This window comes from Actinomadura sp. 6N118, assembly GCF_044326415.1.
Taxonomy (GTDB): domain Bacteria; phylum Actinomycetota; class Actinomycetes; order Streptosporangiales; family Streptosporangiaceae; genus Spirillospora.
In genome coordinates, this window is the sequence record NZ_JBIRAZ010000049.1 from 1 (window position 1) to 13760 (window position 13760).

At 69.1% G+C, this 13760-nt stretch carries 14 protein-coding genes; 11 read left to right on the top strand and 3 right to left on the bottom strand.

The genetic code is table 11. The annotated features are described in order from the left end of the window. Nucleotides 1-995 precede the first annotated feature (995 nt). The 3 genes from ACH34W_RS54310 to ACH34W_RS54320 all read left to right on the top strand — a co-directional run bounded on the left by ACH34W_RS54310 (nt 996) and on the right by ACH34W_RS54320 (nt 3222). On the top strand, nt 996-1205 hold the full coding sequence (locus ACH34W_RS54310) for a hypothetical protein (protein WP_395969158.1): 210 nt from the start codon (nt 996-998) through the stop codon (nt 1203-1205). Nucleotides 1206-1450: 245 nt separating this feature from the next. Continuing rightward, nucleotides 1451-2428, top strand: coding sequence for an ATP-binding cassette domain-containing protein (locus ACH34W_RS54315; protein ID WP_395969159.1), 978 nt, complete (start codon nt 1451-1453; stop codon nt 2426-2428). Next, complete coding sequence (locus ACH34W_RS54320) at nt 2425-3222, top strand: ABC transporter permease (protein WP_395969160.1); 798 nt, start codon at nt 2425-2427, stop codon at nt 3220-3222. The genes ACH34W_RS54315 and ACH34W_RS54320 overlap by 4 nt, the downstream gene beginning before the upstream one ends. A gap of 21 nt (nt 3223-3243) precedes the next feature. Here ACH34W_RS54320 and ACH34W_RS54325 read toward each other — a convergent pair whose 3' ends face one another. Further along, nucleotides 3244-6576, bottom strand: a complete 3333-nt coding sequence (locus ACH34W_RS54325; RefSeq protein WP_395969161.1) for an AfsR/SARP family transcriptional regulator — start codon at nt 6574-6576, stop codon at nt 3244-3246. Nucleotides 6577-6621: 45 nt separating this feature from the next. Here ACH34W_RS54325 and ACH34W_RS54330 point away from each other — a divergent pair, with 45 nt between their 5' ends. From ACH34W_RS54330 to ACH34W_RS54365, 8 genes are all read left to right on the top strand, one after another. Then, complete coding sequence (locus ACH34W_RS54330; protein WP_395969162.1) at nt 6622-7434, top strand: MBL fold metallo-hydrolase; 813 nt, start codon at nt 6622-6624, stop codon at nt 7432-7434. Between the two features lie 45 nt (nt 7435-7479). Then, the gene (locus tag ACH34W_RS54335; RefSeq protein ID WP_395969163.1) at nt 7480-7737 is read left to right on the top strand and encodes a Rho termination factor; all 258 of its coding nucleotides are present in this window, start codon (nt 7480-7482) and stop codon (nt 7735-7737) included. A gap of 4 nt (nt 7738-7741) precedes the next feature. Next, nucleotides 7742-8092: a VOC family protein gene (locus tag ACH34W_RS54340; RefSeq protein ID WP_395969164.1), complete on the top strand. Its 351-nt coding sequence runs from the start codon at nt 7742-7744 to the stop codon at nt 8090-8092. Between the two features lie 3 nt (nt 8093-8095). Continuing rightward, nucleotides 8096-8590 carry a DUF1360 domain-containing protein gene (locus ACH34W_RS54345; RefSeq protein WP_395969165.1) on the top strand — a complete coding sequence of 165 codons (495 nt, stop codon included), beginning with the start codon at nt 8096-8098 and terminating at the stop codon, nt 8588-8590. Nucleotides 8591-8672: 82 nt separating this feature from the next. Beyond that, entirely contained in the window at nt 8673-9674 is a 1002-nt protein-coding gene (locus ACH34W_RS54350; RefSeq protein WP_395969166.1) for a Vms1/Ankzf1 family peptidyl-tRNA hydrolase, read from the top strand. 89 nt (nt 9675-9763) lie between these two features. After that, nucleotides 9764-10135 carry a VOC family protein gene (locus ACH34W_RS54355; RefSeq protein ID WP_395969167.1) on the top strand — a complete coding sequence of 124 codons (372 nt, stop codon included), beginning with the start codon at nt 9764-9766 and terminating at the stop codon, nt 10133-10135. 294 nt (nt 10136-10429) lie between these two features. Beyond that, nucleotides 10430-10792, top strand: a complete 363-nt coding sequence (locus ACH34W_RS54360) for a YciI family protein (RefSeq protein WP_395969168.1) — start codon at nt 10430-10432, stop codon at nt 10790-10792. Between the two features lie 7 nt (nt 10793-10799). After that, the gene (locus ACH34W_RS54365; RefSeq protein ID WP_395969169.1) at nt 10800-12017 is read left to right on the top strand and encodes an RNA polymerase sigma factor; all 1218 of its coding nucleotides are present in this window, start codon (nt 10800-10802) and stop codon (nt 12015-12017) included. A 13-nt stretch (nt 12018-12030) separates the two neighbouring features. Here the strand turns inward: ACH34W_RS54365 and ACH34W_RS54370 are convergent, their stop codons facing one another. Then, entirely contained in the window at nt 12031-13239 is a 1209-nt protein-coding gene (locus ACH34W_RS54370; protein ID WP_395969170.1) for an RNA polymerase sigma factor, read from the bottom strand. Beyond that, nucleotides 13236-13607, bottom strand: a complete 372-nt coding sequence (locus ACH34W_RS54375; RefSeq protein ID WP_395969171.1) for a YciI family protein — start codon at nt 13605-13607, stop codon at nt 13236-13238. The genes ACH34W_RS54370 and ACH34W_RS54375 overlap by 4 nt, the downstream gene beginning before the upstream one ends. Nucleotides 13608-13760: the final 153 nt, after the last annotated feature.

A 13760-nucleotide genomic window follows, 5' to 3' on the forward strand; every position in this document is an offset into this window, starting at 1 on the left:
TCCCCAACCACAACCCCCCAAAAGAGGGCCATGGCCACGGGGAGACCAGACCATCAAAGACGGCCTGGCCTATAAAGGCACTGGCTTTTAACACGCTGTTGAGTTCTCAAGAAACGGACACCCACCGCGCCGAACCACCGCTCCCGCGGCACCCGGCTCCGGGGCAACCCTTCTACCTTACCGGAATCTTCGCTCCTGTCAACCGATCTGGCTAGATCGAACTGATCGGAGCGCAGCCCACCCACCGTGCATTATCACGGGCGACTCAGTGCCGCCTGTAATCGATCTTCGGAGGAGTCCCTCGGGCCGGCCACCTTGCGGCGTCCTGCATCCCGTCTGGGCTGACCACTCCAGAGTACCTCGACTCGAAGCAAGCTTCGAACCGTTTTATCTGAGTGGCTTCCCCGCCAGGGCCGACCGCCTCTCGGCGTCCTGCATCCCCTCGGGGCACTCGAAACATTAGGTACTCCCGAGTCACCCGTCAAATCGAAACACCTACCCCGCATCGTCGACCGGTAAACCTGCTGGTCAACGATCCGAACAGATGACACGCGGTCCGCTCTGGCGTCTCTTCAATCCACGTCCCTCACCACGTATTTCACCCCGGCACGTCGTCACGCGTCTGGCTGAACGCGCCGTGACTATGACTCAGTGCACATCCCGACCACGGCAGGCCAGGCGATCGACCGGGCGTGCACTCGCGATGGCCGATGGCCCTCCAGGCCGTCAGAGCTGACCGCTTGCGAGCACGAGCGCCGACACCGGCTGGTGTGGAGTGTGAAGCACCGGCGTTCCTGCCATGGCTGCCATCCGCCGGTGGACGCGCCTTGTCGTCGGAAGTGCGGGCGGGCGCCGCGTTCGACGACTTCGCTGCGCGTTCGACGACTTCACCGTCTGCCACGAGGACGACGACATGACGCCGCCGCCCTCCAGGGCTCAGCAAGGTGATGCACAGCTCAGCAAAGTGATGCACAGCTGGGTAAGAGACCTTCCACATGCATCACGGCCGACTGGTCCACCTGGCCGTATACGAAGGGCCCGACCTGCGCGTTGACGACGCCACGTCTCCTTCAAGACGCGCTCGTTCGCCCAAGACGCGCTCGTTCGCCGCGGTGGTCCAGATGACCGCGACCGCCCGGATGACCGCGACTGCCCATGTGGCGTCGGGCGCCGCGTTCCGCGGCAAACGGCCTGGCCTTCGCTGATTGGGCGACGCTCACCTGAGCACCACGGCCGTCGAGTTCTTTGCGGTGGCACCCCGGGACGGGACCGCAAGAGAACCCGGCTGCTGCGGCGATCGTTCGAACCTTGGCCGGAGGTCACGCGGCTGGTGGAGCGGGTCCCTTCCCGGGGCCGGATGTCAGGGCATGTAAGCGCCGCATCGGTGTCGCGTCAGTGAGGCAGCCGAACGTGGGTCTCGATGAAACGGAGATCCAACGGGAGGCAGGACATGGACCATGTGATCCAGGCCGAGGGGTTGCGGAAGTCGTTCGGGGCCACGCAGGCGCTTGACGGAGTCGACCTCGCCATACGCCACGGCACGGTGCTGGGGGTACTGGGGCCGAACGGGGCCGGCAAGACCACCGCCGTCCGGGTGCTTGCGACCCTGCTCAAGCCCGACGCCGGGCGGGCCGAGGTGTGCGGATACGACGTGCTCAAGGACCCAGTACGAGTGCGCGCGATGATCGGGCTGACCGGGCAGTACGCGTCGCTGGACGAGGAGCTGACCGGGACCGAGAACCTCATCATGATTGGACGGCTCTTGGATCTGAGCCGGGGCGCGGCGCGGGTCCGGGCGCGTGAGCTGCTGGACCGGTTCCGGCTCACGGACGCGGGCGGCCGTGCGGTCAAGACGTACTCCGGCGGTATGCGGCGCAGGCTCGATCTGGCGGCGAGCCTCGTTAACCGGCCTGCAGTCATCTATCTCGACGAGCCGACGACCGGGCTGGACCCGCGGGCCCGCAACGAGGTGTGGGACACGGTCCGCGATCTGGTGGCCGACGGGGCCACGGTGCTGCTGACCACCCAGTATCTGGAGGAGGCGGACGCGCTCGCCGACCGGATCGCGGTGTTCGACCACGGCCGGGTCGTGGCGGAGGGCACACCGTCGGAGCTCAAGTCGCGGATCGGCTTGCAGACGCTGGCGGTACGGACGGCGAAGCTCCACCGGACCGCCCAGCTCGCCGCGATCGTCGCGGAGCTCACCGGTGAACGGCCGGATGTGGACGAAGGGACTGGTCTGGTGACGGCGCCCGCGTACGACCCGGCTGTTCTGTCGGCTGTGGTCCGACGGTTGGACGAGGCACAGATCGTGGCCGCCGAACTCGCGCTGCGCATGCCAAGTCTCGACGAGGTCTTCCTCACCCTGACCGACCAAGCAAGAACCACGACGACCACGACCAAGGAGCTGGAAGGGACCCCGGCATGACGACGATCGCCGTACCCCCTCGGCGGATCAGCCCGCAGCGGACGCTGCGGCATGGGCTGACGCTGGCCTGGCGCAACGTCGCCCAGCTGAAGCACTCACCGGAGAAGCTGCTGGACACCACGTTGACGCCGGTGGTCTTCCTGTTGCTGTTCCTGTACGTCTTCGGCGGAGCAGTGGCAGGCGATACGCATTCCTACCTGCAACAGCTGCTGCCGGGGCTGGTCGCCCAGATGACGTTCATCGGCACGATGGGCCTGGGCGTCGCACTGAACGAGGACATTCACAAGGGTGTCTTCGACCGTTTCCGGAGCCTGCCGATCGCACGTTCGGCACCGCTGGTCGGCTCGGTGCTGGGCGAGACGATCAAGTTCTGCGTGATGATGACGATGCTGGTCGGCTTCGGCGTGATTCTCGGGTTCCGGTTCGACAGCGACCCGTTGTCGATCGTGGCGGCGCTGGCGCTGGCCTACGTATTCTTTCTGGCCGTCTGCTGGATTTTCGTGCTGGTCGGGCTGCTCGCGCCGTCACCGGAAAGCGTGCAAGGCATCGGGTTCATCCTGGTGATGCCACTGACGTTTGGTAGCAGCGTCCTCATGCCGAACATCGGCACGATGCCGGGCTGGCTGCAGGCCTGGGTCAAGGTCAATCCGGTCACGCATCTGGCCGAGTCGCTGCGCGCGCTGATGATCGGCGGGCCCATGGGCAACCACGCCTGGTACACCCTCGCTTGGGCTGCCGGGATCGTACTCGTGACGTTTCCACTGGCGCTGCGTTTGTACGCGCGCCGTACCTAGGTGCACCACGGTGCACTGCACCTAGGGCACTACGGCGAGGACGTCTTCGCGGGGGATGGCACGGCCACGGTCGTACGCCTCCGCGAAGGCGTTTTCACCGAGGGCGCCGATAGCGGCGGACGTGACGCGCGTGGCATCGATGCTCCAGCGGTCCTTGTAGCCACGCAACGAATGGGCGGCGCCCAGCAGTTCGGCGGCTCGTTCGTGGTCGCCGCGCGCGGCGTCCAGCGCCGCCACGCCTTCGACTATCTCGGCGAGCGTGGGGCTGCCGACGAGGACGCTTTCCGCGATGTCACTGAGGGCGCGAGTGTGGAATCGTGCCGCCGTTTCGAGGTCGCCTTCCTGTTCGGCGAGGCGGCCCAGGTGGCTGAACGTACGGGCGCACACCGAGCGGACGTCGGCCCGGTCGGCGCGCGGCTCGACCAGTTCACGTGCCCGTTCGAGCAGGAGCCGGGTCGTGGCCAAGTCTCCCTCACGGCGAGCCAGCTCGCTCAGGTTGAGGTAGCCGTTGGCTGCGTCCGCGTACTCGCCGATCCGTTCCATGTCGGCGATGGCGCGTTCGGTTTCCGCACGGGCGCGGGCGACATCGCCGGTCTCCGCACGGGCTCGCGCCACGAGAAGGAGCACGGTGCCACCCTGCTCTGGGCTGACCCCTTCCGCGGCGTAACCGTACGCCTCCTCGCCGAGCCGTACCGCCTCCTCGGCGTCGCCACGCGCGAGCGCCACCTGCATCACACCGCTCAGCGCGGTCATCATCCCCCAGCGGTCGCCGAGCTCGCGGAAAGCGGCGAGGCCCGCGCCGAGTTCGGCACCCGCCCGTTCGACATCGCCGTCGTTCGACGCCATGACGCCGAGCCCCACGCGGGCCATCGCGCGGATCCACGGGTCAGGGTGGTCGTAGACGTCGCGTATCCCGCGCTCCGCCGCCACGAGGTCTCCTGTGAGGAGCGTCCCCGCGCCGCGCGCCAGGACGAGCGCGGGGTGCCGGGGTTCCTCGGGCACCACGGCCAGGATGACGTCCAGGGCTTTCCGCATGTTCTCCACCGTCGGCCCGCGCCCGGACGACATCTCGTTCATGAGCGACGCCGCGCACTTCACCATGGCGTACTGCTCCTCCAGTCCGGGCGGTGCGGTGTCACCGGCGATGTCCACGACCGGGACCGCCCAGGTGCCCGCCTCCATTTCCAGGTCCCGCATGACCCAGAACCACACCAGCGCGGCGACCAGCCGCAGCCCCGTGGTCACGTCGCGGGTTTCGATGATGTGGCGGAACGCGGCGCTGCAGTTGTCGCGTTCGGCGGTCAGCCGGTTCATCCAGAGGAGCTGGTCGGCGCGGCGCAGCTCCGGCTCGGCACGTTCGGCGAGTTCGAGGAAGTACGCGGCGTGCGCGGACCGGATGCGGTCGCCCTCCCCTGCTTCCTCCAGCCGCTCCGCCGCATACGCGCGCACGGTCTCCAGCAGCCGGTACCGCACCTCGGCGTGCCCGTCCGCGAGCACAAGGGACTTGTCGATCAGCGCGGCGACCACATCGATGACGTCGTCGGTGAGCTGCCCGGGCGCGCACACCCGTGCGACGCCATCCGGTGTCGCTCCCCCTGCGAATACCGAGAGACGCCGCAGTACGGTCCGTTCGTCGTCATCGAGCAGGTCCCAGCTCCAGTCGACGACGGCGCGGAGGGTCCGGTGCCGCGGCAGGGCCGTACGGCTGCCGCCGGTGAGCAGCCGGAACCGGTCGCCGAGACGGTCGGCGATCTGCGTCGGCGTGAGCGACCGCAGCCTGGCCGCCGCCAGCTCGATGGCGAGCGGAATGCCGTCGAGCTCGCGGCAGATCGCCACCACCTGCGGCGCCGACGCGTCGTCCACCGCGAAGCCGGGGCGGGCTGCGGAGGCACGGTCGGCGAACAGCCGCACCGACGCGTACCGCATCGCCTCATCCGCGTCAGAACCGGCCGGTGGCAAGGGAAGCGACGGAACGGGGCACAACGCCTCGCCCGTGATGCCGAGGGGCTCGCGGCTCGTCGCCAGGACCCGTACACCGGGAGCGTCGCTGAGCGTGCGGTCCACCAGCGCCGCGACGGCATCGATCAGGTGTTCGCAATTGTCCAGGACGAGGATCATCCGCTTGCCCGCGAGGAAGTCCGCCAGCCGGTCGGCGGGCCGTACCGTCGAACGGCTCTCGGCCGACCTGACCACGTCGACCACGCCGAGCGCGGTCAACACCGCCTGGGTGACCTCGCCCGCGTCGCTCACCGAGGCCAGCGGAACGAACCACACCCCGTCCGGCAACTCGGCAACGAACGGAGCCGCCGCCTCGGTCGCCAGCCGGGTCTTGCCCGCGCCGCCCGGCCCGGTCAGGGTGACCAGCCGGCCGTCCCGCAGCAGCTTGCCGAGGCGTTCGGACTCCTCCTCCCGCCCGACGAAGCTGGTCAGCTGGGAGGGCAGATTGGTCGTGCGAAGCGTGGTGTTGGTAGTTCGAGGCGTCGTGTCGATCGTGTGAGGCGTCGTGTCGGTCGTAAGAGACGTCGTGCCGGTCGTGCGAGACGTCGTATTGGTCGTCCCGGGCGTCGTGTTGGTCGTACGAGCCGTCGTGCGGACGTCCGCCGCGGCGGACACGGATGCTCGGGGCGTGACTTCGCCCCTCAGGATGGCGAGGTGCACGGCGGCCAGTTCAGGGGAGGGGTCCACGCCGAGACGGTCGGCGAGCTCCCGCCGGCTCTCCTCGTACAGCTCCAGCGCGTCGGCTTGCCGGCCCGCCCCGTACAGAGCACGCATGAGCAGGGCGCGGAGCCGTTCACGCAGCGGATGCGCCTCGGCCAGCGCCTCGAGCTCAGGTACCAGCGGTGCCGCCGGGCGGCCGAGCGCCAGCTCGGCGTCGACCCGGTCCTCGATCGCCGACAGCCGCAACTCGCCGAGGCGGCTCGCCTCCCGCGACGCGAACGCCGCGTCCAAGACATCCGAGAGTGCGGGGCCGCGCCACAAGTCGAGCGCGTCGCGCAGCCTGTCCGCACGCGGCTCGGGCTCGTGTGCACGTCGCGCCGCACCGACCGCCCGTTCGAACGCGACGGCGTCGATCTCCGCGGGCTCGACCGCGAGCCGGTAACCGGCGGGGCCGTACCCGACCAGATCCCGGCCCGCCGCACCGCGCAACCGCGAGACCAGTGCCTGCAACGCGCCCGCGCCTCCGGCGGGCGGTGCGCCCTCCCAGAGATCGTCCAGCAGCCGTTCGGCGGACACCGCCCGGCCCGCCTCGATCGCCAGCCGGATCAGCAGCGCACGCAGCCGACGGCCGCTGACCTCGACGGTCCGGCCGGTCTCGTCCCATACCTCCAGCGGGCCCAGGATGCCGATGCGCACCGGGTCATTCTCCCCGACCGGGACACCACCTGAGATCGTTAGGGCATGGACGTCCCGAACCTGACACCGCGCGTCGCCGCCGGCATTGAGATCGTCCCGCTTCTCGACGCGGTCGGTCCCATGGGCGAAGCCCTCCGCCGCCCGCCCGGGGAGCTGTTCCCGGGCGGCTCCGCCGAGCTGTGGGAGCGGGTCACGGCCGACGAGCCGAAGGCCTTTGGCCCCGATGGCGAATGGGTCCTGCACTTCTACTGCTACTTGCTGCGCGTTCCAGGCGGCCCGAACATCCTGGTGGACACCGGCCTCGGCCCGCTGGACTCCCCCGCCGCGACCTGGGCTCCCGTCCCCGGCGATCTCGTTGCCGCCCTCAGCAAGGCCGGCGTCGCGCCCGCCGAGATCGGCACCGTCGTGATCACCCATCTGCACAGTGACCACGCGAGCGGCGCCGTGGCCGACGGCAGGCCCGTCTTCCCCAACGCGCGCCACGTCTTGCAGAACGATGAGCTCGCCTGGCTGGAACGCACGCGCGAGCCCATCCTCGCCGCGATCCTCGAACCCCTCCGCGAGGCAGGCCTGGTCGACACGATCAGCGGCGACCTCAGGCTGGCCCCGGACGTCCAGCTCATCCGCACACCCGGCCACACGCCGGGCCATCAGTCGATCATGGTCGGCGACGACGAGATGCTGGTCACCGGCGACATCCTGCATCATCCGGTCCAGCTCGCCGATCCCTCGATCACCTACCTGTACGACGAGGACTCCGAGGCCGCCCGGGTCACCCGTACCGCTCTGCTGGCGAGGATCCGTGAACGCGGCGGCACCCTGGCCACCCCGCACCTCCCCTCCCCCTTCAATGTGTGAGTTGCCGAGAGGGGGTAGGTGGGATGGAGAAGGAGGTGACCGACGATGCCAAGATCACAGATCAAGGACGAGAAGAAGTACCAGAAGCTTCGCGAGAAGGGCGAGAGCAAGGAGAAGGCCGCTCGCATCTCCAACGCCCAGGCCGGGCAGGGCAGCAGCAAGGTCGGGCGCAAGGGCGGCAAGAACCCGTCGTACGACGACTGGTCCAAGGACGACCTGCTCAAGCGGGCCCGTGAGATCGGGATCGAGGGACGTTCGTCGATGAACAAGTCTCAGCTGGTCAAGGCCCTGCGCGACCACTGAGCCGATGAAGCTGGTCTTCGTCCTGGACTGCGCCGACCCCGAGGGCCTGGCCGATTTCTGGGCCGGGATCCTGGGGTACCGGCGCGGCCCGTTCCATCCGCCCTACGCCCATCTGGTCGATCCGCAGGACGAGCGCCCGGAGATCCTGCTGCAGCAGGTGCCGGAACCCAAGATCACCAAGAATCGCATGCATGTCGATCTGCGCGTCGAGGACATGAACGCGGAGATCGACCGGGTGACCGCGCTCGGCGCCCGGATCGTCCGCGGTCCGTTCGTCGACGGCGGCTGGCCCACCACGGTGATGGCGGATCCCGAAGGCAACGAGTTCTGCCTGATCGTCAACCCCGGGGACTGATTCATGACGTCTGTCGTTGACACGGCACGCAAGCACAAGCACGCATACGCCCGCGGCGCGGACCGCCCTCTCGGCTCGTACCTGGGCACGCTGGCCGTCTACGGCCTGAGCGCGGCGGGGCTGGCGCTCCTCGCGCGCGGCCGGACTCCGCGTGTCAGCTTCAGCGATCTGGCCCTGATGACGATCACTACGCACAAGCTGTCGCGGCTGATCGCCAAGGACCCGGTGACGAGCCCTCTGCGCGCGCCGTTCACCAGATATGAGGGCACATCGGGCCCCGCCGAGCTGCACGAGGAAGTACGCGGCCACGGTGCGCGGCACGCCGTCGGCGAGCTCGTGACCTGCCCCTTCTGCCTGTCGCAGTGGGTCGCCACCGGCTACACGGCCGGAATGTTGTTCGCGCCCGCCGCCACCCGCGTGGTGGGAACGACAATGACGGCGGTCGCGGGCTCGGACTGGCTCCAGCTCGCCTACGCCCGGCTGCAACAGGAGGTTTGACAGAGGCGGGGCGGGTAGGGCCAGATTTATGGATTTGTCCTTCCTCAAATCGCTCTATGACCGACCGGGACCGTACGCGTCCGTGTACGCCGATCTCACCAGGACGACCGAGGAGGCGCCGAAGGCACCCGAGCTGCGGTGGCGGGCGCTGCGCGAGACGCTGCACACCGAGGGTGCCCCGGAGGGGACGCTGCGCGCGATCGATCAGACCGTCCACGAGGAGCTCGCCGAGAAGCGGTCCGAAGGCCTGGTGATCTTCGCCGCCGCGGGCGAGGTCGCGCGCATCACCCGCCTGCCCGGCGCGCCCGCCAACGAACTGGCCCGCGTCTCGCCGCTCCCGCACGTACTCCCGCTCCTCGCCGACCGCGGCGAACGTTTCTCGTACCTCCTGGTCACCGTGGACCGCCGGGGCGGCGAGATCTGCTGCGTCGCACCCGACGGAAGCCGCACCACGATCCATGTGGAGGGTGATGAGGAGTACCCGATCCGCAAGGTCAAGGCCGGCGACTGGAACCAGTCCCGTTTCCAGCGCGCCGCCGAGAACGTCTGGAAGGCGAACGCCAAGAAGGTCGGTCGGGAGGTGGGCCAGACCGCCAAGCAGTGCGGCGCCGAACTCCTCCTCGTCTCCGGGGATCCCCAGGCCAGAAGCGCGCTGATGGAGGAGATTCCAGAGCCTCTCCTAGAGCACACGGTCGAGGCCAAGGACGTTGAAGAGCTCCTGGAGCTGAAGCAGACCGAACGCCTCACGGCCATCGCCGAACGCTACGAACGGGAGCTCGCCCACGGCCAGCGCGCCGTCAAGGGCCTGAGCGCGACCGTTGGCGCCGCGAGGCGCGGGCAGATCGAGACCCTGCTCCTGCCCGACCACTCACCCGCTCGTGTCTGGGTAGGCCCGAATCCCACCGATATCACTGTCGACTTGGGCGAACTCCACCGCATGGGTGTGACCGACCCGGTCGAGGAGCGCGCCGACGCCGCCCTCATCAGAGCGGTCGCCGCCACGGACGGGAACCTGGCCCTCCTCCACCAGTCCAAGATCGGAGCCATTCTCCGCTACACGGACTCCGCCACCCGCCATCAGTAGACGAGGGTCTTCTTCGAGTTGCCCGGGAAGACCAACCCTGGCGTCACTGCCTCCGCCGTAGTGGACTTGTCAGTGAGGAGGAGGCAGCCATGTCCATCGATCTCAACCACACGATCGTCCACGCCCGCGACAAGCAGGCCGAGGCCGAGTTCTTCGGGCACATCCTGGGCTTGAAAGTCGGTGCCCCATGGGGCCCGTTCGTCCCGGTCGAAGCCGACAACGGCGTCACGTTCGACTTCATGGACTCGACCGAGATCCAGGGCCAGCACTACGCCTTCCTGGTCACCGACGAGGAGTTCGACCAGATCTTCGCACGCATCAAGGAGGCCGGCATCACCTACTGGGCCGACCCCGCCCACCAGAAGCCCGGCGAGATCAACAACCATTACGGCGGCCGCGGCGTCTACTTCGACAGCCCCAACGGCCACAACCTGGAGGCCATCACCTCTCCATACGCCTAAATCCATACGCCTAAAACCATAAGAGCTGCTCCAAAGAGCCGCTCTCAACGCTCTCTCCCCCCGAGCAGTAGACGAAGCCGTGGGGCTCTACGCGGCGAATTGGTCATTGGAAGTGGGTGGCTGGCCGTCCGTCCTCCAGCCGTCGCGGGCGCACTGGCGGGCCTGCTGATCGAGGCGCGTGGCCACGGCGGGCGACCGCTGGAAAAAATTCTGGTCCGGACGTCCATAACAGGGTGGTGGCTTCGACCAGGAGCCGCGCCCCCGGATGAGGGCGCTGGAGGGAGAGGACGCGACATGAAGTACATGATCATGATGTTCGGTGGGCTCGGTGAGACGCTTGCGAACCGGTCACCGGAGTGGATCAGCGGCATGCAGAAGCTCATGATGGAGATCGACGGCGAACTTCGCGAGAACGGCGAGCTGGTGGCCGGCGACGCGCTCGTCGACCCGACCCAGGCGACCACGGTGCGATTCCACAACGGCGCGCCGCTGCCGACCGATGGGCCGTTCGCGGAGGTGAAGGAGTCCCTTGCGGGCTTTTGGATCGTCGACGTGAGCGAGGAGCGGGCCATCGAGATCGCATCGCGGGCGGTCGCCTACATCGAGTTCCCGATGGAGGTCCGCCGCCTCATGGACCACCAGCCAGCCCAGTCGTGACCGAGTGGTGAACGACCAGCGTGCCGAGAACCTACTGCGTGAGCTCGCGCCGCAGGTTCTCGGCACGCTGGTACGCCGGCACGGGCAATTCGATGCGTGTGAGGACGCGGTGCAGGAGGCGTTGCTCGCGGCGGCCCAGCGCTGGCCGATCGAGGGCGTGCCGGACCGGCCGCACGCATGGCTGCTGACCGTCGCGACCCGGACGCTGGTCGACTTCTGGCGCCGCGACAGTGCCCGGCGGCGGCGCGAGTTACAAGCCGCCGCGCTCAAGCCAGCCGAGGTGGCGGAGACGGCGGACGTCGACGACACGCTCGTCCTGCTGTACCTCTGCTGCCACCCCGACCTGTCACCCTCATCCCAGCTCGCCCTGACACTGCGCGCCGTCGGCGGGCTCACCACCGCCGAGATCGCCGCCGCGTTCCTGATGCCGGAGGCGGCGATCGCAAAGCGGATCGTCCGCGCCAAGCAGCGCATCCGCGCGTCGGGAGCCCGGTTCGAGCTGCCCGCTGCAGATCAGCGGCGGGCGCGGCTCGACGTCGTCCTCCACGTGCTCTATCTGGTCTTCAACGAGGGCTACACCACCAGCGCCGGGCCCGTCCTGCACCGCACCGACCTCACCGTTGAGGCGATCCGGCTGACCCGGCTGCTGCACCGGCTGTTGCCCGCCGAGGGCGAGATCGCCGGGCTGCTCGCGCTGATGTTGCTCATTGACGCGCGCCGGGCCGCCCGCACCGACGCCGCCGGCGCGATTGTGCCCCTCGCGGAGCAGCAACGCGACCTGTGGAACGCGTCCGCGATCGCCGAGGGTGTCGCGTTGGTGACCCGGACGTTGGGGACCGGACCGGTCGGGCCGTACCAGATCCAGGCCGCCATCGCTGCTCTGCACGACGAGGCCGCGACCGCCGACGACACCGACTGGCCGCAGATCCTCGCCCTCTACGACGTCCTCGACCGCGTCGCACCCGGTCCGCTCGTCACGCTCAGCCGTGCCGTCACCCTCGCGATGGTGCACGGCCCCAGCGCCGGGCTGGCACTCCTCGGCACACTCGACAGCGACAACCGGATGGCACACACCCACCGTCTCGAAGCGGTCCGCGCCCACCTGCTCGATCAGGCCGGTGACGTGGCCGCCGCCCGCGAAAGCTACCTGCGGGCGGCCAAGATGACCGCGAGCCGTCCCGAACGCGACTACCTCACGCTGCGCGCCGCCCGTCTCGGCTCGTGAAAGAGGGCGGGGTCTATGTTCTCAGCCGGCTGGCGCGGGACTCCAGGTAGCGTTGCTCGGCGATGCTGGCGGTGGCCTTGGCGGCGCGCCGGTAGTGCTCGTACGCCCCGGCCGTGTCGCCGGTCTTCTCCAGCAGATGCGCCCGTACGGACAGCAGCCGGTGATGCCCGGCCATCCGCTCGTCACTGTCCAATGTGGACAGCAGGGCCAGCCCGGCCGGCGGGCCCTCGGTCTCGGCGAGCGCGATCGCCCGGTTGAGGGTGACCATCGGGTTGGGCGCGATCCGTTCCAGGATCAGGTAAAGGGCGTGCACCTGCGCCCAGTCGGTCTCCTCGGCCGTGGCCGCGTCGGCGTGCGTGGCGGCGATGGCGGCCTGGAGCAGGTACGGCCCCAGCGCCGGGCCGGCCAGCGCCGCCTTGACCAGCTCGATGCCCTCGTCGATCATTCCGCGGTCCCACTGCGTCCGGTCTTGCTCGCCCAGCGGCACCAGGTCGCCGGCCGCCGTCGTGCGCGCCTCCCGGCGGGCGTGGGTCAGCAGCATCAGCGCGAGCAGCCCGGTCACCTCGCCGTTCTCGGCCAGTTGCGCGTGCACCATCCGGGTCAGCCGGATCGCCTCGTGCGCAAGGTCAGCGCGGTGCAGCTCGCTGCCGGAGGAGGCGGTGTAACCCTCGTTGAAGATCAGGTAGAGCACGTGGAGGACGACCCGTAGCCGCTCCTCGCGCTCCGCGCCGTCCGGCAGGCCGAACGAGCTGCCGGCGGCCCTGATGCGCTGCTTGGCCCGGCTGATCCTGGCCGCCATCGTGTCCTCCGGCACCAGGAACGCGCGGGCGATCTCGGCAGTGGTCAGGCCGCCGACCGCCCGCAGCGTCAGCGCGGTCTGGGAGGCCGCGGTCAGCGTCGGATGGCAACACAGGAACAGCAGGACGAGCGTGTCGTCGGTATCCGGCACCTCGGGCGCCACCTCGGTGGCCGTCGCCGACTCCCGCTCGCGACGCGCGTGGTCACTGCGCATCTGGTCGATGCGCCGCCGGGACGCGACGGCCACCAGCCAGCCGCGCGGATTGTCCGGCACACCCTCGGCCGGCCACTGCACGGCGGCGGCGAGGACGGCCTCCTGTACGGCGTCCTCACACTCCTCGAACTGGCCGTACCGGCGTACCAACGCGCCGAGGACCTGCGGCGTGAGCTCACGCAGCAGGTCCTCGATGGGCGGAGCCGTCATGCCTCCAATTGTCCGTCAGCGAACATCACCTGCCGCACCTCGACCCCCAGCCCCTCGATCGCGGCGTCCGGGATCTGGGCCGCCAGCTCGATCGCCCGCTCCTTGTTCTCGCAGTCGATCAGGTAGAAGCCGCCCAGGTACTCCTTGGCCTCCAGGAAAGGGCCGTCGCTCACCACCGGCTGGCCGTTGCGCACCGACACCACGGCGGCCTGCGACGGGTCGACCAGCGCCTGAGTGTTGATCAGCTCGCCGGACTTCTTCAGCGCCTCGATGAACGCGCCGTGGCCCTCGCCGATCGCCGCCTTCTCCTCATCGGTCAGCGCGTCCAGCACGGCCGGGTTGATGTGCATGCTGATCAGGAATTTCATCTCGTGCCCCTCGTCGTTCGCGGCCCCAGGCCGGGCCCTTCGACAGGTTGGTCGGACCCGCCGCCGCCGTCTTGACATCCCCGCCAGAACTTTCGCAGAGATTTTTCCCGCACCCATGTCAAGAAACCCTCGGCTGCTCCGACCCACCGGCGA